Origin of the sequence: Sorangium sp. So ce887 (assembly GCF_051521455.1) — a bacterium.
Classification (GTDB): Bacteria; Myxococcota_A; Polyangia; order Polyangiales; family Polyangiaceae; genus Sorangium.
In genome coordinates, this window is the sequence record NZ_CP150354.1 from 3,334,976 (window position 1) to 3,357,077 (window position 22,102).

The following is a 22,102-nucleotide window of genomic DNA, read 5'->3' on the forward strand; positions in this document are numbered from 1 at the left end:
TGCTGGATGCCCTCGAGAGCGTGGGTTGCCCACCGGCGCTCGCCGGCATGCGGGCCTCGACCCGACCGGCTTCTGTCTCGTCGCGGCCCACGAAATTCTCCCGCCGCTCGCGCGCCTCGGGTAGAGAGCTCTGGCTGGGTCCGCCCGTTCCGCGGTGGAGCTGCCCCCATGTCCGACGCCTACATCTACCAGCGCGACATCCAGCCCTATGGCCGCCTCACCGCGTCCCAGATCCGGAGGCTCGTCCTGCCGATCGATGCGGGTTTCCAGCAGGCCTTGCGCGCCATCGCGGCGCGGCTCGAGGCCGCGACGGAGGCCTTGCACACGGCGACGCTGAAGGCGATCGCGGCTGCGGTGACGGCCTCCGCGCCCAGCACCGCGACGAGAGGCCAGGTCGATCCGGTCGCGATGGGCCGCGATCTGCTGCGCCGCCTCGTCGCGCAGGCCGCAGCCCGGCCGGGCGGGGTCGCGCTGGCCCGCGACCTCCTTCAGGGCGAGACCCTCGCGACGGTGCTCCGCCGCCGCCCCGCGAAGCTCGCGGCGGCGATGGCGCACGCGGTCGAGGTGCTCGAGCAGCGCAAGCGTCAGCTGCCAGAGCACGAGGCGTGGACGGCTGAGCTGAAGCGCTCCCGGGATGCCCTCGAGCCGCTCGTCCGGAGCGTGCGCAAGACCCGGCTCGCCCGCCGCACGATGACCCCCGAGGTGAAGGCCGCGCGCGCCGAGTGGCTCACCATCTATGGCGCCGCGAAGCTCCTCGTCGAGTGCGTGCTCCGGCTCCACGACAAGGTGTCCCTGATGCCGCAGATCTTCGACGACCTCGCCGCCGACGCGCCCCGCGTCACCGGCGAGCCGGAAGGCCCTGCGCAGGATCCGGCCCCCAGCGCCGCAGGAGGGCTCCCCTCCGGAGCCTGACCGCCTCCGACACGCATCCTCGCAGGCCTCGACGCGGTAGGCCCGAGGCGAGCGTGTCCTTCGCGCGGCGCGGGGAGGGCCGATGTCCGAGGGAGACGCGCCTACCGCCCGCCGAGGTGCGTCCGGAAGAACCGCACCAGGTGACCATACTGGAGTACCTGGTTGTCCCGCTTCTGCGCCCCGTGCCCCTCGTCGGCGAACAGGATGAGCTCGGACGGGATCTTCTTCGCCTCCAGCGCCCGCTGGATCTGCACCGACTCGCCAGCCGGCACGCGCGGATCCGTCACCCCCTGCACGATCAGCAGAGGCGCCTTCACCCGATCGAGGTACGTGATCGGCGAGAGTTTGATCAGCGCCTCCCGGTCCTTCTCGGGATCACCGTACTCCGAGATCCGGAGGATGCGCCGGTAAGGCGCCGTGTTCTGGAGGAACGTCACCAGGTTGCTCATGCCGACGACGGCCGCGCCCGCGTCGTAGGCGCCGGCGAACATCGTCATGCCGAGCAGCGCGGAATAGCCGCCGTAGCTGCCGCCGAAGATGCCGACCTTCGGCGGCCGTCCCTCGTGGCCGAAGCTCGCCCTGACGAACTTCGCCGCGTCCTCGATGTCGGTGATGATGTCGAGCCGCTTGGCGCCGTCGTCGGCGTGCAGCCACGTCTTGCCGTAACCGTCGCTCCCCCGGACGTTCGGCTCGACGAACACGAACCCCGCGTCCACGAAGATCTGCGCACGCGCGCTGAACCCCGCCTTGATCTGGCTCTCCGGGCCGCCATGGAAATGGACGATCACCGGACACGGCCGCTCGCACTGGGCAGGGCGCCGCACGAACATCGGGATCTGCGTCCCGTCGCGCGCCGGATAGGACTCCAGCGTGGCCGCCGCGAACGCGTCCGGCGCGATCTCGGGCATGCTCGGGGTGTGCCACTGCGTCAGCTTGCCAGTCGTCCAGTCGAGGATATAGCTCGCCGCCGGCGCCCTCGCGGTCTCCAGGAGCAGCGTCGTGAACCGGCCATTCGGCGTGGTCGCGACCGGTACCACATGATCCGCTGCAGGGAGCGCGGGGAGCTTGACCTCGCGGTGCGACCTCGCGTCGAGCGCGCGGAGCCGCGTGTGGCCCCGCTCATTCACCGTGTAGAGGATCCTCTTCCGCGCCCGGTCGATGGAGAAGGCGCTGACGTCGAACGGGAGCTCCGGCGAGATTGGCGTGAGCTTGCCCGCCTTCCAGCTGTAGAGCCGGCGGTACTCCCCGAGGCGCGGCGTGAGCACGAGGACCTCGCCGGGCGCCGCTCCGAACATGGCCCTGTAGTCCTCGCGCTCGCCCTGCCCGAAGAGGGGAGTCAGCGCTCCGGCCGCAGGATCGGCCTTCGCGGCGCCCTGCGCGCCGGGCGCCCACTCGTAGAACTCGCTCATGTTGGAGCCGACGTCCCTCGCGAGCAGCAGGCGGCCGTCGGCCGCGGCGTCCACGGCGCGCCAGATGCCCTCGCGATCGAACACGAGCTCGCGCTGCTTCGACGCGATGTCATACCGGTAGATGGCATACGCGTCCTTCTTGACGTCGTTGGCCCGGTAATAGACGTGCCGCCCGTCGTCGGAGACGAACTGCAGCTGCGTCTGCACGCCGGGCTTGTGCTGGATGGCGAGGAGCGGGCCGCCCTTCACGTCCTGCAGGTAGAGCCCGGGGTTCTCCTCGCCCTTGCGATCGCGCGAGAGGACGAGGTGCGCGCCGCCGGGCGTGACGTCCTGCACCACCGTCGGATCCTCGCCGCCCGTCAGCTGCAGCGGGAAGCGCTGCGGCCCGTCGAGCCGGAAGACCTGCCTCGTCCCCGTGATCGTCCAGGTGAAGTAGAGCGCCTTGCCATCCGGCCCGAGGACGCCGCCAGAAGGAGCGCGCACATCGAGCAGCACCTGGATCCGGCGCGACACGTCGTCCGGGAGCGGCGGCGGCGCGTAACGTGCCAGGATTTCAGGAGAAACGCTCGCCGCGCCGTGGCCCTCGTACCCCGGTCGCTCCGGCGCGGGCGCAGGCCGCGGCGCCTCGGCGGAGACCGACGGCACAGGCGGCGCGGGCGCGACGGGCCGGGGCGCGGCCGGCGCAGGCGCCGACGAGGCGGGCGCGCACGCCGCGGAGAGGGAGAGAATGCCGAGCAAGGAGAGCAGCGCGCCGTCGTGGCGCCGGCGCCGCGTCGAGGGGGACGACATGTGGGACATTTCGCCGGAGCGGCCGCGCGCTGGCAAGGTCAAAGGCCGCGGCGGCGACCGGGCCTACCAGGGCAGGGGGACCTTCTTCACGTTCAGCTTCTCGGCGCGCTCCTTCAGGACCGCGATGAACCCCTCCGCACGCGCCGACGCCTGGAAAAACGAGCCTCGGTCCGGATCCCGGATCTGCCCCTTCTGGTGGTAGACGACCGTATACCCGTTCTCCGCGAGCAGCCGCCGGAGCGGCGGCCGCAGCGACGTACTGAAGATGATCGTCGGCTTGGGCAGGCGGCAGTCCTTGCGGATCCGCCGCTGGTTCTTGAAGAAATACTCGTACGACATCGCCGACCCGTAGACGCTCTGCTTGAGGTGGTTCCGGGGCAGGCAGCGGAGCAGGCGGTCCGACGTCAGCGAATAGAGGTCGATCAGCCGGGCGGCGCTCCCGTGCTCCAGGAAGACGTAATAAGGGATCATGCCGGCCTGCCCTGACATCAGGTACACGGGATCCTCACTCGTCGGGCCGAGCTGGCGCATCAGATCGAGCAGCGTCGCGATGAGGGGCGCGTCCCGGAGGTGGGAGCGATTCAACAACTCCGCGGTGGTGAACCCGGGCTCGGGGATGCCCGAGCGTACACGGGCGGCGAACTCGAGGGCCGAGGTCCCCGGGAAGCCGAGGTCCTCCCGCGCATACCGGAGGGTGCCGAAGAGGTTGAGGCCCGCGAAGAGCGCCACGGCCGTGATCGCGAGCATCGGCCTCCGGATCATCCGGTCGATCACCATGATCGTGAGCGCCGCCAGCGCGGGGATCGCCTGGCTCAAGAAGCGCGCCCCGGGCATCCAGTCGCCGCCTGACGTGGCGATGAAGCCGAGATAGGCGAAGCAGAAGGCGGCCGTGAACAGGAGCGCCGGCGCCACGCGCCCGCGGACGAGATCCCGCCCGAGGAGGACGAGGACGAGGACGAGCGAGAGGAGCATCGCGACGTTGTTCGCCCAGATCCCTCTCCAGAGGTACTTGAGCCCTTCGGAGAGCGCGAATCCGCCGGATTTCGCGACCGCCGGGTTGGGCAGGAAGGATCCGAAATACGCCTGCCGGAAGGCGAGCAGCAGGGCGACGGCCGCGGCGCCGCAGCCGAGGAGCAGGAGCGCCCCGAGGAGCCGCCGCCGCGCGTCCGACGTGCGAAGCCGGAGCGCCTCGATTCCATGCCCGGCGACCGCCGCGACGAGCACGCAGAGGAGGACCACGGGGCTCTCCGGCCTCACCGTGACGAACAGGAGCATGGCCAATCCGGCGCGGATCAAGAGCCCACGGTCGACCGGGCGCTCCCCCCCAGGCCGTTGCTCGGCGGCCGCCGCTTCGCCCGCCTTCACTTCATTGGACGCCCTCTTTTCAGCCGCGCCTTCATCGATCGATCCTTCATCGGCCGCTTCGTCACCGGTCTCCGCCGGCTCCCGGCCCGCTGTCTTCTTGTCCGCCGCCCCGCTGGCGGGCGCGTCCGCGCCCATCGAATCCTGAAAGCGCGCGCACTGCAGGAGCGCGAGCACGGCCGCGAACGCCGCGAACGACGACTCCATCCCGCTCGTGCTCCAGTAGAGAAAGCCGCCCGTCGTCGCCACGAGCGGGGCCGCGAGGTAGGCCAGTCGGGGCGAGACCGCGCGGGCCAGCCATACGGCCCAGGCGATCGCCGCCGCGCCAAAGGCGAGGCCCGTGAAATGGCCGAGGATCGGGATCGGGATCGTGGTGATCCGGTGAAGGAGCGCGAGCAAGCACACAAGCCCGAGGCTGCTGCTCTGCTCGATCCGCTCGCCGTTGAAGTTGAGGAGCTGCCCGTGCCGCGCGAGCGCGTGCGACACCCAATAGGTGATGTGGGTGTCGTCGGTCCCTCCCGAGGCGAAGAGGAAGAACCCGAGCGCAAGAAAGAGCAGGATCGAGCAGAGGATCCAGAGTCGCTCGCGTCTCATGAAAACTCAGCGCCTCTCGACAGCCAGGCATGCAAGTCATCCGCGCAATGCCATTCTGACTTGTTAAGAGAGGCTCCTCGACGACCGGCAGTTGACATAGCACCTGAAGAATATGGTTGGCGGGCGGAGCTAGAGCGACAAACGGGTTGAAACCCCGAAAAAAAGCAGGAATTTCACAGGGAGGCGAGGAGGCGGGGAGCGAGAGACGGTGAGAGGGAGAGATTCTTTTTTTCTTCCTCCCCGCCTCCTCGCCTCCCTGTGAAAATTCTCCGGGTTTCAACATGATTGGTGTTCTAGTCGGGCTCGCCCGGGAGCCTGAGGTGGCCGAGGGCCGCTTCCGCCGCCGCGAGCTGCGCCGCGAGCTTCCGCAGCAGCTCGGCCTCCTCGCCCTGGAGCGAGATGTTCGGGACGAGCGCGTTCAGGGCGCGGCGGTTGTACGCGAGCCCGAGCGGCGAGCCCTTCTCCAGGTTCATCGCCATCGACTCGGCCAGCAACGAGAGCGCCTCGCGGTGCAGCCCCTTCGCCGAGAGCACCTCGGCCAGCGCGGCCGTCGAGCGGGCAAGGCCGATGAGATCGCCGAGCGCCTCCTCTGCCTCGATCGCGGCGGTCAGGCGCTGCGTCGCGCGATCGAGGCGACCCTTGCGGAGCTCCAGCCGGCCGATCGTCTCCCACACCCGGGCGAGCTCCCGGCCATCCCCGAGCTGCTTGTAGGTGCGCTCCGCGGCGAGCGCGTGGTCGATCCCCATCGACAGGGCGTCGGACTCGCGCCCGGGCCGGGGGGGGACGTGGAGCGGGATCCGCGCGAAGAGGTGGTCCGTCTCGGCCAGCTCGACGCGCGCCACCGGATCGACCCGGGCCCGCTCCTCGAAGACGCGGCGCGACTCGGTGAGGAGGTGCGCCGCCCGGACGGGATCGCCCATGCGCACGTAGACCGCCGCCTGATCGTTGAGCAGCCGGGCCGAGCCGAGCGCGTCCCCGGCGTCGAGCAGCTGGCGGCTCGCGGTCGTGAGCTCCTCCAGCGCGCGCTCCAGCGAGCGCATGTCGCCGACGTCGTAACAGACGCTCGCGATGAGCGCGGCGACCTCGGCGTGCAGCTCCGGCGGGTCGCCCTGCGCGAGGAGCGCCCGCGCGACGTCGAGCACCTCGAGCGCGCCCGCGAGCGTGAAGGCCGGGTCCGGGCCGGCCGCCTGCCATTGCACCCGGGCGATGCCCGCGAGCGCGCCGACGCGGAGCCGCCGGCGCGCGGGGGTGGCCGGCATGCCGTCGAGCAGCGCGAGCGCCTTCTGCCCGTAGCTCAGCGCCTGGGCATACGCGCCCATGGCGGCCGCCTCCGCCGCGGCCCCGCGGTAGCGCCGCGCCGCTTCCTCGAGATCGCCGGCCTCGGTGAGGTGGGCTGCGGCGCGCGCGTCGTGGGGCCGGCGTCCGGCGCCGTGCACCGGCGCGCCCGCGGCGCTCGCCGCCTCGGCGCGGTCCGGCTCCGGCGGGGCCGGGTGCACGGACACGCCGAGCGGCGCGGCGGCGCGCAGGGATTCGGCCGCGGCGCGCGCGGGGTCGACGCGAGCGCCGGCCGCGGCGTCGGGCGCAGCAGGCCACGGGAACGACGAGCGGGATCCGCCGGGGGGCGGTCGCTCGGACAGGGAGGCGGGGACGCGCAGCGAGGCCCCACGGACCGAGAGGACCGGCTCGTCCGCCTGGCCGGCGGCGCCGCCGGGCGCGAGATCGCGGGGCATCCGCACCGGCCCCGGGATGGGCGCGTCCAGCGAGTCGGGCGGGGCGTCGAAGCGGACGGACTCGGGCGGCTCGGAGCGGCGGCGGCTCTCCGGGCTGCGAGGAAACAGCTCGGCGTAGGGCCACGGCGGGTTGCCCGGCCCGGCGGGCGCGATCGGCGTGGACCTCTCCTGGCCGGCGCGCGGGTACGCGCGGCGCGCGCTGTTCATGTGCGCGCCGCCGGCATGGGCGGCGGCAGGCGGCGGCCTGAGCGTCTCCGCCGCCCGCGGTACCCCGCCGCGCGCTCCAAGGAATCCTGCGTCGGCGCCCTTCTCCCGCTCGTCGGCGGCCGCCGCGCCGCTGCTCTCGAGAACTTGCACGGCGGCGGCGGTGGGCGCGCCCGGCGATGCGGCCGCCGGCGGGGGCATCGTGCCGCTCGTGCGCGGCGTCGCGATGGCGGGTAGCGACGGCGGCGCGGTCGAGAGCGGCGTCGTCGCCCCGGGCCTCGCCCGCGCGGCCGTGTCGTCGCCGCGCGGCGCGCCCGGGCCCGCTGCGCCGGCGAGGTGCCGCTCGACGGCCGCGGTCGCGGCCACCACGTTCTGGGTCGGCGGCGCTGCGGCGTGCGCCGGCGACGCGTCGGCATGCGCCGGCGACGCGTCGGCATGCGCCGCGGCGGGGCTCTTCTGGGGGTCGGGCGCGACGGCGCCCGCCGCTGCGCGCGGGTCGTACGCCGCCGGAGCGCCCGGCGCGATCGGCTCCTCGCTGAGGAGGGTCGCGAGCCGCCGGTGCCACAGCCGCGCGAGCGACGGGAGGATCGACCCGCGGAGCGCCTCGACGATCGTCTGCGGCAGATGGAAGCGCCCCTCGCCGCGGTCCTCGAGCGGAACGCCCGCGTCCGCGGCGCGCTGCAGCGCCTCGAGCACGTCGACCGCATCGACGCGGAGGAGCGCCGCGACGAGCTCGCTCTCGAACCCCGAGCCGACGATCGCGCCGGCCCGGAGCACCCGGAGCACCTCGCCGGGCAGCTCGCGCAGCGTGATCTGCGGCGGCGGCGGGGGCGCGGTCACGCTCGTCAGCGTGGTCGTGGCGTCGGGCGACCGGAGGATCGCGTCGGCGCCGAAGCCGACGCGCACGGCGCTGAGCAGCTCGCCGGCGGGGCCGGCGGGCGCATGCAGGCGGAAGGACAGGACGAGCGCGACCCGGAGCGCGTCGGGGCGCGAGACGACCCGCCGCAGCACGTCGAGCGTGGCGTGGTCGGCGAGCTCCACGGCGTCGAAGACGATGGCCCACCTGCGATCGGTGTGCTGCGCGAGGCGGTTGGCGGTCTCGATGAACTCGACGTCCACCATCCGCTCGTGCACGTCGCCGAGGAGCCGGCGCCGCAGCCCGGAGACGACGCGGCTCCGCGCCTGATCGAGCAGCGGCGGCGCCCCGCCCACGAGCCGCTCGACCTGGGTCCGCACCTCGTGCAGCGGCCCCAGCGTCACCTCCGGCACATCGCAGCGCACGCGCAGGACGCGCAGCCCGAGCTGGGACGGAGGCTCCCCGGGGACGATGTCGAGCAAGGCCGTGTGCCGGCCCTCAGAAACACGCTGCCAAAGCTGTTCCACGGTCCGCTCCTTCCGTCTGGCTCGCTCGGAGGTCTCGCACGACTGCGCCCGATCTCTCCGAAGGACGTCACGCGCGAGCTAGTAGCCCCAGAGAAACTCCGCGCGGGCGAACGCCGTGAAATAGCTCCCCGGACCGTCGCCTGCGCCGGGGAGGAGCAGCGTGTACTTGCCGGCGAAGCCTGCGGCGAACTGGCGGTTGAAGGCGTAGTCGATGCCGAACGGGATGGAGACCCCGAACTGCCCTCGGTGGCAGCTCGGCCGGCCATACGAGCCGCAGGGCGCGAGGCGCACGCTGTCGTACGCGCCGGTCATGAGGCCGATGTAAGGGACCCACTGCAGGATGTCGATGACGTACGCGGCGCCGGCCGATGCGCCGAGGAACATGAGATCGCCCCCCGGGTGGGACGCGGTGTCGAGCTCGGCCATCACGTTGAACGCGTCCGTGAGCCCATAGGCGACGTGCAGGCCGCCGCCGAGCCCCGGGTACGTTCCGCCGTCCGCGAGGAGCGCGTACCCGATGCTGGCGCCGGCGTGCCATTGCCGTTCAAAGGCGTCGGCCTGCGAGGGGGCGAGGAGCGCGACGAGCGCGAGCGCGGCGGCGGTCAGCGGGGCGGCAGGGGAGCATCTCATGGTCGGTGGCGGCGAGCAGCCCGGAGCGCCCCCGCGTCGAACCAGGGAGCGAGGGCGATGGAGGCGCGCGCCGGGCGCTCGAGGGGCGCGCGGCGCGAGGCTAGCATGCGCGCCGCGGGACATCCTCAGCGGAGCTGCTCGCGGCGGCGGGGAGCGCGGGACGCGCCCGCGTCCTCTTCCTCGAACTCCTCCGTGAAGACCCTCGCCGCGGGGTCGGCCGCGCCGTGGCTCGGATCGATGCGGAGCGAGGGCTGCGGGAAGCGGACGCCGGCCGCCCCCATGATCCCGGGGAAGGTGTAGAGGAGCTCGCCGTGCTCGCCGAGCTCGACGCCCACGTCGTCGGGGCGCTCCTTGGCGAGGTCGGTGAGCAGGGTGTCCGCCTCCGACACCGGCAGGTCGAGCACGACGCCGACCTCCTGCGCGGTGAGCGGGCGGCGGCGGTGCGACGCGAGCGAGAAAATCGCCTGGATCTGCGCGTCCCGCGAGGCCTTCACCCCGGACCGGGAGAGCTTCCGCCCGCCGATCAGGAGGAGCACGCCGAGCGTCAGGGCGATGAACCCGATCGGCAGGCCGATCGCGAGGCCGGCGATCGAGCCCGGGAACAGCGCGGCCAAGCCCAGCCCGAGGAGCAGCGCCAGCGCGGTGCCCCCGATGAGGACCAGCCAGCCGAGCGCGCCCGCGACAGCCCCGCCGAGCCTGGACGGCTTCCCCGCCAGGCTGACCGACTTGCCCGCAAAGGGCAGCCGCTCCCGGCCGCACGCGGTGCAATACGCAGCGAGCCCGCGGTGAATGACCGGCGCGTTCTTTCCGCAATGAGGACACATGAGGACTCTCCCCGCGAGCAAATCTTCGCGAGCCAGGCTGTAGCGTAGGAACCGAGCACCACCACCGCCAGCTGGCCGACGATGTGCTCTCCAGGTTTTTCAAGGCATGCCACGGAACGCCCCGGCGGTGGAGTCCGTCCCGGTGCGATGTGCTCTGCGCGCAGGTCTCAGAGGCCGAGGTAGCGCGCGATCTCGGCGCGGGCCGGGTCAGAGGCCACGGCGCGCAGGGCCTCGTACCGGCGTTGCCAAGCGGCCGCGCTGCCTTCGTCGCCGCGCCATCGCGCCGCCTCGGCCCGGGCGAAGGTGGTGTGCCGGAGCGAGAAGCGGGGGGCGTCGAGCGCGAGGAACGCGTCGAGCCACACCTCGGTGTCCCCTTCACCGTCGCCGAGCAGCTGCGCCGAGAGCGCGGCGTACGGGACGAGCGCGGGCGGCGCGTCGCCGCGGCGGCGGAGGACGGCGTAGCGGAGCGCGCGGCGCGTGGGCGGCGGCGCGTCGCGCGCGGCGCTCCAGGCGGCGAGCGCGCGCGAGAACGCCGGCTGGCCGTCACGCGCCCAGGGGACGTCGGGGCGCGCGAAGCCGACCCACGGCCAGGCGGCGGAGAGGTCCGCCGGCAGCAGCGCGGGCGGGCTGCCCTGCCGGAGCGGCTCGCCGCTCCCGGGAAGGGCGAGGGCGAGCCGGGTCCACCGCGCGCGAGCGTCGAGCAGCGCGAGCCCGGCGAGCCCCGAGGGCGCATCGCCGGGGCGCGCCGCGCGCGCGGCGGCGGTCGCCTCCTCCGCGAGCACGGCCGCGCGCGCGGCCTCGATCCGGCGCCCGAGCGAGGCGAGGAGCTCGGCGCGCTGCAGGAGCACGGCCGCGCGGAGGGCCGGCGGCGCCGCGGCGAGGTCGACGCGCTCGATCGGGTCGAGCGCGCGATCGCGATCGCCGGCGAGGATCCACACGCTCGATCGAGCGAGCGCGCGCGCCGCCTCCGGCGCGAGCTCCGGGGCGAGCGCGCCGAGGCGATCCAGCGCGTCGATCGCCCGGGGCGCGTCGCCCTCGAGGGCGAGCTCGCGGGCGGCCTGGAGCGCGAGGGCTCCCGCGGCGGCGCGCAGGGCGTCGGCATCCGACGGCGATAGCTGAGGGTCGGCGGCCAGCTCGGCGGCGCGCGCCGCTGCGCGCGCGCGCAGCGACCCGGCGATCGCGGGCTGCGCGAGCCCCCGCTCCGGGAGCCAGTCGAGCGCGCGCAGCGAGCCCGCGCGCCGCGCCAGCGCAGCGCCGGTTGCGCCGCGTGCCGGGGCGGCTCCGGCGCCTCCGACGGCGACGTCGGCCTCCTCGGTCTCGTCCGGCTCCGGCCGCGCGAGCGCGGCGGCTTCGGTCGCGTCGAGCGTTCCGCCCTCCGCCAGCACGACGGCGAGCAGGTCGCCGCGGGCGTCCGGATCGAGCGCGGCGGCGGCGACGAGCAGATCCCGGATCGCTCGCACGGCGTGCTGCTTCGCCTCGGCGGCGTCCTCGCGGGCGGCGGCGAGGCGGGCGCGCTGCGCGAGCCGCGCCTCCACGGCGTCGGCCAGGCCGGCCTCGGGGTCTTCTGGTATCGGCGGAGGCTCGACGCCGGCCCGGGCAGCGCAGGCGACCAGGACGGCGCGGATCTCGCCCCAGTTGCGCACCATGCCCGCGTGGCGCTTCGATGCCCGGTCGTCCTGGGTCAGCGTCAGGAGCGCGACGCCACGCTTGGCTTCTGCTCCCGTGCCGAGGCAGAGGATCGCGGCGACCGTCGTGCGCAGATCCTCGTCGCGGGGGTCCATCCCCGCGTAGCCGGTCGCGATCGCGAGCGCGCGCTGCAGGTCGCCCTCGGTGAGCGCCGCGCGGAGGGTGTGCACGCGCACGTGCCAGTCGGGCCAGCGATCCGGCTGCTCCAGGAGCGTGCGGCGATCGCCGAGGCGCGCCGCCTCGCGCGCGAGGCTCGGCGCGCCGCCCGCGGGCCCCAGCTCGTCGAACGTGATGCGCCTGGAGCCGGCGGAGACCGCGGCCTCCGCCGTCGCCACCGCCCCGGTCGCGCCGGCGAGCGCCGCGCGATCCGGCCGGCCGACGGCGGCGTCGATGTACCCGGCGACCGCGGTGCGCACGCCGAGCTCCTCGGCCAGCGTGCTCGCCGTCCGGTAAGTCCACGGCAGCCGCGACGGCAGCGCGAACCAGCGGATCTCGGGCCGGCAGTCGGGCAACGCGGGGCCGCGCGGCGCCTCGATCGACGCGAGGCACGCCGCGGCGCTGCGCCTGCCGGCGAAGACCAGCGCGACGGGGGCGAGCAGCGCGAACACGAGCAGCGCCACGGCCGCCGTGGCGAGCATCAGGGCGAGGGGCCGCCGCCAGCGCGGCCGCGCGGCCGAGGCGCCGCGGTGCACAAGGGAGCCGTCGCTTTCACGGGGCCGTATCGTGGGCTGCGCGCGCACGGGACGGCTTTTAGCCCACGGCACGGCCGAGCGACACCACGCCGCCCTCGACGTGGTGCTCGCGCGCGAGCAGGATCATCACCTCGGCGAGCGACCGCACGTACCTGCGCACGTCGCACCGGTCGGGCCGCAGATCGAGCAGCGGGTAGCACACGAGCTGGCCGGGGCCGTGGTAGGTGACGTCGCCCCCGCGGCCCGTCGCGACGAGGTCGATGTCGCGCTCGTTCAGCGCGCCGGAGTCGAGCAGCACGTTCTCCGGGTTCGCCCGCGGGCCGAGCGTGATGACGGGGTCGTGCTCCAGGAGGAGGATCGTGTCGCCGATCCGCCCCTGCGCGCGCGCCTCGACGAGCTGCTTCTGAAGATCGTGGATCGGGGCGTAGCGGCGCCGGCCGATCCACACGGCGCGCGCGCGCCGCGGCTTCGGGGCTCCGAGCGGGGCGACCTGGTCCCTCGCGGGCTGCAGGAGGTCGCGGAGCGGGTCGGTCGTCATGGCTACTCGGGGACCTTCTCGCCGCGCGCCCGCCGCTCATCGCGGTACGCCTCGATGTGCGTCGTGAAGCTGGCCGCGACCTCGGGGTCGAACTGCGAGCCCGAGCACCGCTCGATCTCGGCCACCGCGACCTCGTGCGGGAGCGCCCGGCGGTACGAGCGATCGCTCGTCATCGCGTCGTACGTGTCGGCCACGGAGATGATGCGCGCGATGATCGGGATCTCGTTGCCACGCATCCGGAGCGGGTAGCCGCGTCCATCCCAGCGCTCGTGGTGCAGGTGCACGCCGGGGATGAGCGGGTGCAGGAACTTGATCGGCTCGAGGATGTCGCGCCCGTAGACGGGGTGCCGCTTGAACACCTCGTACTCGTCGTTCGTGAGCTTGCCCGGCTTGTTCAGGTTGAGCACGCACCCGATCTTGCCGATGTCGTGCATGAGCGCGCTCTGGCGGACGATCTCGATCTCGATCGGGCCGAGGCCGAGCCGCTGCGCCAGCATCACCGCGTAGACGGCGACCCGATCCGAGTGGCCCGCGGTGTAGCGGTCCATCTTGTCGATGGCCTTGGCGAGGCCCTGGATCGTCTGCTGGAACGTCGCCTGGAGGTCCTGGTAGAGGCGCGCGTTCTCGATCGCGGCCGCGGCGCGCGATCCGATGATGCTGAGCAGCTTGCGCTGCCCCTCGTCGAAGCGCTTCGTCCGGGTGAACGACGCGACGGCGACGAAGCCCATGAGCCGCTTCTGGATGCGGAGCGGCACGGCGACCAGCGACTGGAGCGGCAGCGCCGGCTCCGCCGCGAAGAACCTGAGCCCCTTCATGCCCTGCTCGAGGAGCTGCGCCTCGGGACGGAAGTGCTCGAGCACGAGCGCCGGGTCGAGCCGGCCGAGGTCGGCCCCCGGCGGGACCGACGGGCCGCGGAGGTGCTGCCGCTCGAAGAAGCTCCCCTCGCCGTCGTCGAGCCACGTCGAGATGAGATCGCCGCGCACCTCGTGGAGACAGCTGTCCGCGACGGTCTCGATCACCTGGTCGAGCGAGAGGCTCGCCGCGATGGCCTCGCTCACCTTGTAGAGCGACACCGCCTCGCGCAGCCGGATGTTCTCCGCGGCCATCCGCTGCTTCTCGATGCCGCGCTGGACCACGTGCACCACCTCGTCCAGCTTGAACGGCTTGAGCACGTAGTCGTAGGCGCCGCGCTTCATGGCGTCGATCGCGGTCTCGACGGTGCCGAAGCCCGTCATGATGACCGTGAGCGCGTTCGGCGCCGTCTTGCCGATCTCGTCCAGCAGCGCGATGCCGCCCATCCGCGGCATCTTGAGGTCGCTGATCACGAGATCGTAATGACCCTTCGTGAGCTCGCTCAGCGCGCTGGTGCCATCCTCTGCAGTGCGGACGTAGTAGCCCTCCATGCCGAGGAAGTCGGCCAGCATGTCGCGGATCACCTTCTCGTCGTCCACGACGAGGATGCGAGGGCGGTCTTCTGGAAACGTGGACATGCGGCCGGCAAGCCTACCAGATCCGCTCGCAGCCCATCGCTCCAAGGTGGGCGGGTCGGGCACACAGGCGGACCCGCGCCCTATGAGGTCCAACGGACCTGCGGCGCCCCGGTAAGGCGGATGGCGCTACCGGGGAGGGGGCGGCCGCCGCGAGCGAGGTGGCCGCCGCCGCGCCACGGGCCGCGACGGCCGGCCGGTCGGTCTCCTGCCCGCGCGCGGCGCGGGGCCGCTCAGTCCTCGTCGCCGGTCGAGACGATGGGGTGCCGGATGGTCCGGGGCGACTCGTCCAGATCCGGGACGCGGATCGAGATGGGCCCGGGGCTGCGGATGGAGGGGGGCGGCGCGGACTCGGAGTCCTCGGTGCGCAACGGGATCATCCTGCTGCTCGGAGCGGGCTCGTCCGTGGTGGTCGTCAGCACGGCGACCGCCCGCTGCTCGCCGAGGGCGTGCTTCTGCTCGAGGAAGCGGAGGACCGACGGCCCGGTCGAGCGCTCGAGCGCCGAGCGCAGATCGCCGGGCAGCGTCGACTCGATGATCATCTTCACCCCGGTGCGGGGGTGCTCGATCTCGATGCGCACGAGGTGCACGAACGAGCGATCGAGCCCGTGCTTCTCCTCGAAGTAGCGGTTCGTGGGCACGTGGCCGTAGCGCTCGTCGCCGAGGATCGGGTGGCCGATCGCGGCGAGGTGCCGCCGGATCTGGTGCGTGCGCCCGCCGTCCGGGATGACGCGGAGGATCGAGTGGCCCGAGGCGACCGCGAGGCGGCGGTAGCGCGTGCGCGCCGTGTACGTGCGCGTCCCCTCGCGGAGATCGCGGGTGATCGCGCCCTTGCCCGGCGTGACGCCCTTGGCCGCGGCCAGGTAGATGAGGCGCCCCGTCTTCGTGAGCGCCTCGCCCCAGCGCGCGGCCGCCTCCTCGTTGCGCGCCAGCATGACCAGGCCGCTCGTGCCCGGATCCAGCGCGTGCACGATGACGGGCGTCGTGGTGTTGCCGGGGATGCGGGCGCAGCGGGCGAGCAGCGAGCCGAGGTACTCGGGCTGCGTGGCCACCGGCTCGTGCGGGCCCTTCTCGACGACCAGCACGTCGTCGTCGTCGTAGATGACCTTCGGCGCCGGAGGGGGCGTCCTCCGGAGGGCGGCGATCGTCTCGATCTCCTCCGTGAGCGGGATCATGTCGAGCGGGGTGAGCTCCGTCGACGAGTACCCGAGGCGGCAGAAGTGATCGAGGTCGCGCGCGAGCGTGTCGGGATCGCACGAGACGTAGACGAGCAGCGGCGCGCCGAGGCGCGCGATCGCCTCGCGCGCCGTCGGGGAGACGCCGCGGCGCGGCGGGTTCACCACGATGCCGTCGAACTTCTCCGTGCTGTTGACGAGGGAGCTCACGATCTCCGAGACGTCGCCGGTGCGCACCTCGATGCGCTGGCTCAGCCCCTGCGCCTCCGCCGCGGCGCGCGCGTTCACCGCCGCGGGCGCGAACGACTCGACCATCAGGACCCGGTTGCCGCCCTGCGCCAGGGCGAGCGAGATCGCGCCCGAGCCGCCGTACAGATCGAGGATGCGCGGGGGCTCCTTGCGCCGGGAGGCCGGGCCCATCGGGGCCTCGCCCTCGATCACGGGCCCGTCGTTCTCGAGCGACGCGATCTCGCGGAGCAGGAGGGCGTGCACGCGCGCGGCCTGCGCGCGGTGCGCCTGCACGAACGAGCCGAACGCGGCGATGTGGTAGGTCTGCCCGATCCGGTCCTCCGCGTGCGAGACGCCATCGAGCACGATCGTCTCGGGCCCGAGGATCTGCGGCGCCTCCGCGTCGTGGAAGTTCGCTGCGATGCCGATGACGCGGGGGAGCATCTGGCGGATGGCGCGGCCGGCCTCCCGCAGCTCGTCGCGCGTGCACGCGCGCTCGCGCTGGAGGACGAACGTGATCAGCACGAACGCCGGGTTGTCCTCGGTCGCGCCCATCTCCGCGAAGAGCGGCGTCCCGGGCGCGAGGTGGACCTCGCGCAGATCGAGCGCGCGGAGCACGCCGCCCCTCGTCGGATCGTACGGCAGGAGCAGCGGCCGGACCTCCGGCGGTGGGGACGCGATCAACTCGCGGAGCCGCGAGGTCACCGCGGCGAGGGCCGGGGCGAGGACCCTGCAGCCCGGGATGTCGACGACCTCGTGATGCCCCGTGCGGCCGTACAGCCCGATCGCGCCGGAGGGGGCGACGATGAGCTTCGCTCGACCGCGATAGCCGGTGATCGGATCGGCCGGGATGACCGGGCTCGTCTGGAGCAGCTGGAGCGACGGGTAGTGCGCGGCGGCGGACACGACCCGCGCGCGCTTCGTGCTGAGCTGCTCTGCGTAATCACCTGCGATGAGCGGACAGCCCGCGCACTCGACCGAGTGCCCGCACTCGATCAGGGTGTTCGGGATCTCGCCTGCCTTCAGTGTGCGCCGCACGGGTCCGGACAAAACGCCGCCGCCCGATCCCTCTGCGCTGGTGCTCTCGCCCAGCCCGTGCGGTTCTTCGATACCTGCGCCGGAAGCCATTCCGGGGGAGCTTACAGGGGCTCTCGGTCAGCGTCGAAGGTGTAAAGAGGAGTCCGTCGAGCTTTTCGTCTGCAGCGCTTCGGCGTTCCGGGCACGCTTCCGGGGGACGCTCGGGATCCCGGCAAAGCCCCGTGTCTCCCCGGCGGCCTGCGCGATTTGCCCGGACGGCGGGCCGTCCAGGCCGCGCTCGCTCCGTCGGGGCGGCCGACTGGTGATGCTGGCGCCAATGTGGGCGGCGCCTCGCGCTGCTCCGTACCTCGGGCCGCCGCGCTGTTCGCGACATCCGCGGCCGCAGAGGGCGCGTCCGTCCCGCGCGCGCCGCGGGGGAGGTGGTAGACTGAGCGCCTCTTGCGCCTTCCGATCGCTTCTCTCTTCGGCGTCCTGGCTCTGCTGTTCGCCCATGCGGCGCTCGCCGCGCCGGGCGACAAGGAGGCGAACCAGGGCATCAACGCGGCCAAAGGCGGGCGATGCACGAGGGCGATCCCGCTCCTCGAATCCGCCGAGAGCCAGCGGCATCGCCCGAGCTCTGCGGTCCCGCTCGCCGACTGCTACGTGAAGCAGGGCGACATGCTGAGGGCCAGCGAGATCTATCACACGGTCGCGAGCGAGAAAAAGCAGCCCGGTTACAACGCGCGGGATGTCGCGGCCATCACATCGGCCAAGAAGAAGGCAACGCAGCTCGACGGGCGCATCCCGACGCTCGTCGTTGCGCCGGTGGAGCCCTACGAGGGGCTCGTCGTCGAGATCGACGGCGCGGCGATCCGCGATCCCTCGAGACCGCAGCGATTCGATCCCGGCAAGCGGCTGGTGATCGTCGCCCGGGCCGATGGGTACGAGGTGTTCACGCAGAAGATCTCGCTGAAGGAGAAGCAGCGGCGCGTGATCAAGCTGCGCCTCAAGCCGAAGGCCAGCGCGACGAATCTGCCGCCGAAGCCCGCGGCGCCGAAGCCGCCGGAGAAGAAGCCGCCGAAGCCCGCGGCGACGAAGCCGCCGGAGAAGAAGCCGCCGAAGCCGGTGGCGACGAAGCCGCCGGAGAAGAAGCCGCCGAAGCCGGTGGCGACGAAGCCTCCGGAGAAGGAGCCGCCGAAGCCGGTGGCGACGAAGCCTCCGGAGAAGAAGCCGCCGAAGCCGGTGGCGACGAAGCCGGCCGAAGGCAAGCCGCGCGTCGCGGCGAGCCCCGAGGAGAAGGCGAAGCCGCCGGTAGAGATGCCCGAGCCCACGCCGCCGGACGTGCGCAAGCAGCGGAACGTGTGGCTCGGCGCCGGCTTTCGGGGCTTCTTCATCCCCCAGGTCCTGTTCGAGCTCTTCGGAGATGGCGGACGGCATGCCCTCTTCCCCGGCGGAGACGTCTCGCTGTCCAAGAGGCTCGGGCGGTTCGATCTCGTCTTCTCCGTCGCCTACGCGCGCTTCCGGTTGCACGAGACGCCGTTCAAGCCGAAGGGGCACCCCGACACCGACTACGAGATCATCGAGAGCGATCTCCAGGCGCTCCAGGCGGACGTTCGCCTGGTCTGGAACATCCCGCTCGATCGCGACGAGCTGTTCGCCTTCCGTGTCGGGGCGGGCCTCGGCGTGGGCTGGATGTTCATGGGCGAGCTCTACCGGACCCAGGCGTACCCGGGCGACGCCGTCCCCGGCGACCAGAGCTCCTTCGCGCCGGGAGACCCGTACCGCTACGTGAAGTGCCGCGGACCGAACAACCCGGCCGGGAGCTTCCGGTACTGCAACCAGCTCGACTACGACGCGAATCATTACCCCGGCTATGTCGAGCCGAGCTGGTTCACCCGTCCCAAGGGGAGGCCCCAGGGCCTGAAGCCGGTCGTCTATCCATGGCTCCTCTTCCCCGAGATCGGCCTCGCGTTCCGCCCGTGGGACCGCGTCGCCTTCGATCTGCGGGTCGGCGCCTCCGTGACGGGCCCGCTCGGAGCGCTCGGCATCCGCTTCGCGCTGTGAGCGGCGGGGCTCAGCGATCGAGCTTCACGGCGCGGCCGAGCTTCCGGGAGAGCACGGCCTCGAGCGTGCTCCAGAGCTCCTCGCCGGTCTTCTGCGCCAGCCAGCGGCCCTCGGACTGCCGGTAGTCGAAGTGCCACGCGGCCCGCTCGGCGGCCATCCAGATCTGCCGCGCCGCGCGATGGCTGTTGACGATGTACTTGATGCCGTCCTCGAACTCCAGGGTGAGGATGCCGCTCTGCAGGTCGGCATCGACGCCGTCGGGGATCTCATTGATCGCCCGATCCAGCGCGCCTAGCGACCGATCGGCCACGGCGTCGAACTCTCGCTCCGACAGGGGCTCTCCGCTCATGCCGATCGGCTTACAACGGCGCGCGCCCCGGCGGTACGGGGAAGCGCCCGGGGGGCCGCTCCGCCTCGAACGGCGGGCAGGGGCGCGCCGCGCGCCGCGCCGATGCGTCAGTAGCCCGGCCAGGGCTCGGCCGGCTTCAGAGGCGCCGGGGCCGGCCTTTTGAAGCACATCACGCCGGCGTCCAGCGCCACGAGCTCCCAGCCGCTCTCCCCGCGAGCCTTGGCGACGGCGCGGGCTTCCTCCACGCCGTGCGTCTGCTCGCAATCCTGCTCCCATCGCGGGGCGGGGACGCTCGGCGCGGCCACCTGGGCGCGCACCCGCCCTGCCGCGAGCGCGCAGGCCACGCCCAGCACCAGACCTCCCAGCACGAGCGCGCCCCGCTTTTCCATGACTCCAGAAACATGGTGGTCCGCTGCGGGCAGGACCGTCAAGCGACGCACCGAGAACGTTCGGCACGCCCGGCAGGATTCGAACCTGCGACCCGCGGCTTAGAAGGCCGCTGCTCTATCCAGCTGAGCTACGGGCGCTTGGACGACAAGCGCGTCTTTCGTACTGCATCGCGGCCCCGGAATCGAGCGCCACGAGCGACGCGGGCGCGCACGGGCGCGGCGCCCCGCCGATGTTCGTTCAGCTCGACGCGGCCAGCCGCCGGACCTGCTCGCCGGTCCGGCCGTAACGCCGCTGCCGCCGGGCGTAGGTCTCGAGCGCCTCGTCGAAGGTCGCCTCGTCGAAATCGGGCCAGAGCGTGTCGGTGAAGAACAGCTCCGCGTACGCGGCCTCGAAGAGCAGGAAGTCGCTGAGCCGCTTCTCGCCGCCGGTGCGGATGATGAGATCCGGATCCGGCATCGAGCTGGTCGTCAGGAAGTTGCGGAGCGACTTCTCGTTGATCTCCTCCGGGATGACCAGCCCGGCGCGCGCGCGGACCGCGAGCGCGCGCATCGCGTTTGCCATGTCGCGGCGGCCGCCGTAGCTCAGCGCGAGCGCCAGGGTCATCTCGGTGCCCCCCGAGGTGTCCTCCACGAGCTTCTCCATCGCGCGCCGCGTCGGGGTCGGGATCTCCTCGAGGTCGCCGACCACCTGCACCGCGATGCCGCGCCGGATCAGCTCGTCGTGCTCCCCCTCGGCGAACTCCTGGCAGATGCGCATCAGGGCGTCGATCTCGTCCTTGGGCCGCGACCAGTTCGCCACGCTGAACGCGTAGAGCGTGAGGTACGGGATGCCGCGATCGCGGCAGGTGCGCACCGAGAGGCGCACGGCCTGCGCGCCGTGCTGGTGCCCCTGCATGCGGGCGAGGCCCCGAGCCGCTGCCCAGCGGCCATTGCCATCGAGGATGATCGCGACGTGCTTGGGGAGGGTGCTGGACGTCATGGGCTTTCCTGGGTGGGGACGACAACGCACTTTGCGCCGAGCAGGAGCGCGGTGGGGGGGCCGACGGTGATGCGATTGTGGAGGTTCTGTGGAGGATGGCGCGCGCGAGCTCGAGCGCCGCTGTCCGTCGACCTTAGCGCGCGCCGCTCGGATCGCTCCGCCCGATCGCCGCCGCGCCTTCGCAGCATCGATTTGACGCTGCGTCAAATCGAGGAAACCTCCCGGAAACCAAGATGTTCGCCGGGGAGGTGAGGCGAAGCGGGGGAGCTCATGGGTTCACCAGCTCAGGCCCCCGGCAGCGAGATCTTGAACTCGACCGCGGGCGGCCCGCGGTGGGTGCACTCGGCCGAGCCGCTGTGGGCCTCGGCGATCGCCTTGACGATCGCGAGGCCGAGGCCGGTGCCGCCCCGGTCGGCGCGGGTCGTCACGAACCGGCGGAACAGGCGGCCAGCGACGTGCCGCCCGATCTCGCCGCGGTTGCGGATCGCGATCGCGACCTGTCCGCCCAGGCGGGACACGGCGATCTGGATGGGGGCCGCGGCATCACCGTGCGTGCGCGCGTTGTCGAGCAGGTTGTCGAGCGCGCGCGACAGCCAGAGCTCGTCGCCGCGCACGGTCGCCGAGCTCGGCGTGTCGATCTCGACGCGGCTGCCGCGCTCGCGCGCCCGCGCGGCGGCGGCCTGCGCGATCGCGACAAGGTCGACGACCGCGGCCTGCTCCACGCCGCGCGCCTCGAGGCGCGCGAGCGACAGGAGCTCCCCGAGGAGCGCCTCGATCCGCGTGATCGCCTCGCGGATGCGCGCGACGAAGCGGGCCGCCTCCTCGGGGTCGTCGAGCGCCTCCGAGAGCACCTCGGCGCTCGCGCGGATCGCGGCGACCGGGTTCTTGAGCTCGTGCGAGAGATCCGCGGCGAACGTCTCGACGAAGGGGCGGCCCTCGATCTGGCGCCGCATCGAGTCGATGGCGCGCGTCAGCCGGTGGACCTCGCGGCCCTGGGCCGGCGGCGGCGCCGCGCGCACCTCCCCCTCGCTCACGCGCACGGCGAACTCGGTGAGCGCCTCGATCGGCGTCGCGATGGTGCGGCCGATCAGGAAGGACGAGAGCGCCGCCGCGGCGCCGAGCACCGTGCTGATCACGAGGATCGGCGGGGCAAAGTCGGCGACCATCCGCTGCACCACGATGGTCGGCTTCACGACCTGGACGCTCCCGACGCGCCGGCCGCGGACCTCGATGGGCGCGGTCACGAAGACGGTGCCGGGCTCGCCCGGCGAGGCGCCGCGCGCCCGGAGCACGCGCCCCTCCGGGTCGAGCAGCGCGATGCTCTGGGCGGTGGGGCCGTCGGCCTCGCCGTCGAGCGCGCGCACGGCCGCGAGGTCGACGCCGCGGACCTCCATCTCCATCGCGGCGACGGCGGCGAACGCGGCCGCCTCGTCGCGCGCGCTGCCCTCGGCGAGCAGCGTCGCGCGCGCCTCGATGCGATCGATGACGAGCAGCCCGAGCCCGAACGCGAACGCGCCGACGATGCCGCCGAGCGCGATGAAGATCTGCATCCGGATGCTCATCCCGGCCGTCCGGGCCCGGACGAGGCGGGAGGCGAACAGCGCGACGAGCAGGATGATCGAGACCGCCGCCGCCGCGGTGACGACGAGGCGCACCATGAG

Annotated in this window: 15 protein-coding genes and 1 tRNA gene; 2 read left to right on the forward strand and 14 right to left on the reverse strand. The window is 73.0% G+C overall.

Features of this window, described 5'->3' with window-relative positions; all coding sequences use genetic code 11:
* The first annotated feature begins 168 nt into the window (after positions 1 to 168).
* Positions 169 to 912, forward strand: a complete 744-nt coding sequence (locus WMF36_RS12660) for a hypothetical protein (RefSeq protein WP_437579853.1) — start codon at positions 169 to 171, stop codon at positions 910 to 912.
* 101 nt (positions 913 to 1,013) lie between these two features.
* Here the strand turns inward: WMF36_RS12660 and WMF36_RS12665 are convergent, their stop codons facing one another.
* The 9 genes from WMF36_RS12665 to WMF36_RS12705 form a co-directional block, all read right to left on the reverse strand.
* Positions 1,014 to 3,110 carry a S9 family peptidase gene (locus WMF36_RS12665; RefSeq protein ID WP_437579854.1) on the reverse strand — a complete coding sequence of 699 codons (2,097 nt, stop codon included), beginning with the start codon at positions 3,108 to 3,110 and terminating at the stop codon, positions 1,014 to 1,016.
* A 63-nt stretch (positions 3,111 to 3,173) separates the two neighbouring features.
* Positions 3,174 to 5,066, reverse strand: coding sequence for a hypothetical protein (locus WMF36_RS12670; protein ID WP_437579855.1), 1,893 nt, complete (start codon positions 5,064 to 5,066; stop codon positions 3,174 to 3,176).
* 293 nt (positions 5,067 to 5,359) lie between these two features.
* Positions 5,360 to 8,383 carry a hypothetical protein gene (locus WMF36_RS12675; protein ID WP_437579856.1) on the reverse strand — a complete coding sequence of 1,008 codons (3,024 nt, stop codon included), beginning with the start codon at positions 8,381 to 8,383 and terminating at the stop codon, positions 5,360 to 5,362.
* A gap of 78 nt (positions 8,384 to 8,461) precedes the next feature.
* Positions 8,462 to 9,013 (reverse strand): outer membrane beta-barrel protein, encoded by a 552-nt coding sequence (locus tag WMF36_RS12680; protein ID WP_437579857.1) that lies wholly within the window; start codon positions 9,011 to 9,013, stop codon positions 8,462 to 8,464.
* A 125-nt stretch (positions 9,014 to 9,138) separates the two neighbouring features.
* The gene (locus tag WMF36_RS12685) at positions 9,139 to 9,837 is read right to left on the reverse strand and encodes a hypothetical protein (protein WP_437579858.1); all 699 of its coding nucleotides are present in this window, start codon (positions 9,835 to 9,837) and stop codon (positions 9,139 to 9,141) included.
* Between the two features lie 167 nt (positions 9,838 to 10,004).
* On the reverse strand, positions 10,005 to 12,161 hold the full coding sequence (locus tag WMF36_RS12690) for a hypothetical protein (RefSeq protein WP_437579859.1): 2,157 nt from the start codon (positions 12,159 to 12,161) through the stop codon (positions 10,005 to 10,007).
* 112 nt (positions 12,162 to 12,273) lie between these two features.
* Positions 12,274 to 12,753: a lipoyl(octanoyl) transferase LipB gene (locus WMF36_RS12695; protein WP_437579860.1), complete on the reverse strand. Its 480-nt coding sequence runs from the start codon at positions 12,751 to 12,753 to the stop codon at positions 12,274 to 12,276.
* A 2-nt stretch (positions 12,754 to 12,755) separates the two neighbouring features.
* Positions 12,756 to 14,243: an HD domain-containing phosphohydrolase gene (locus tag WMF36_RS12700; protein WP_437579861.1), complete on the reverse strand. Its 1,488-nt coding sequence runs from the start codon at positions 14,241 to 14,243 to the stop codon at positions 12,756 to 12,758.
* Between the two features lie 230 nt (positions 14,244 to 14,473).
* Positions 14,474 to 16,681, reverse strand: a complete 2,208-nt coding sequence (locus WMF36_RS12705) for a pseudouridine synthase (protein WP_437490079.1) — start codon at positions 16,679 to 16,681, stop codon at positions 14,474 to 14,476.
* 438 nt (positions 16,682 to 17,119) lie between these two features.
* On the opposite strand from WMF36_RS12705, the gene WMF36_RS12710 reads away from it, so the two are divergent.
* Positions 17,120 to 18,724: a hypothetical protein gene (locus WMF36_RS12710; protein ID WP_437579862.1), complete on the forward strand. Its 1,605-nt coding sequence runs from the start codon at positions 17,120 to 17,122 to the stop codon at positions 18,722 to 18,724.
* A 10-nt stretch (positions 18,725 to 18,734) separates the two neighbouring features.
* Here WMF36_RS12710 and cyaY read toward each other — a convergent pair whose 3' ends face one another.
* The 5 genes from cyaY to WMF36_RS12735 form a co-directional block, all read right to left on the reverse strand.
* Complete coding sequence (gene cyaY / locus WMF36_RS12715) at positions 18,735 to 19,073, reverse strand: iron donor protein CyaY (protein ID WP_437579863.1); 339 nt, start codon at positions 19,071 to 19,073, stop codon at positions 18,735 to 18,737.
* 107 nt (positions 19,074 to 19,180) lie between these two features.
* Positions 19,181 to 19,462 (reverse strand): hypothetical protein, encoded by a 282-nt coding sequence (locus tag WMF36_RS12720; RefSeq protein WP_437579864.1) that lies wholly within the window; start codon positions 19,460 to 19,462, stop codon positions 19,181 to 19,183.
* A gap of 64 nt (positions 19,463 to 19,526) precedes the next feature.
* Positions 19,527 to 19,600 (reverse strand) — tRNA-Arg (locus WMF36_RS12725).
* Between the two features lie 100 nt (positions 19,601 to 19,700).
* Positions 19,701 to 20,441, reverse strand: a complete 741-nt coding sequence (uppS, locus tag WMF36_RS12730) for a polyprenyl diphosphate synthase (protein WP_437490083.1) — start codon at positions 20,439 to 20,441, stop codon at positions 19,701 to 19,703.
* Between the two features lie 284 nt (positions 20,442 to 20,725).
* A complete protein-coding gene (locus WMF36_RS12735; RefSeq protein WP_437579865.1) occupies positions 20,726 to 22,099 on the reverse strand; it encodes a histidine kinase dimerization/phospho-acceptor domain-containing protein in 1,374 nt (457 codons plus the stop codon).
* Positions 22,100 to 22,102 lie beyond the last annotated feature (3 nt).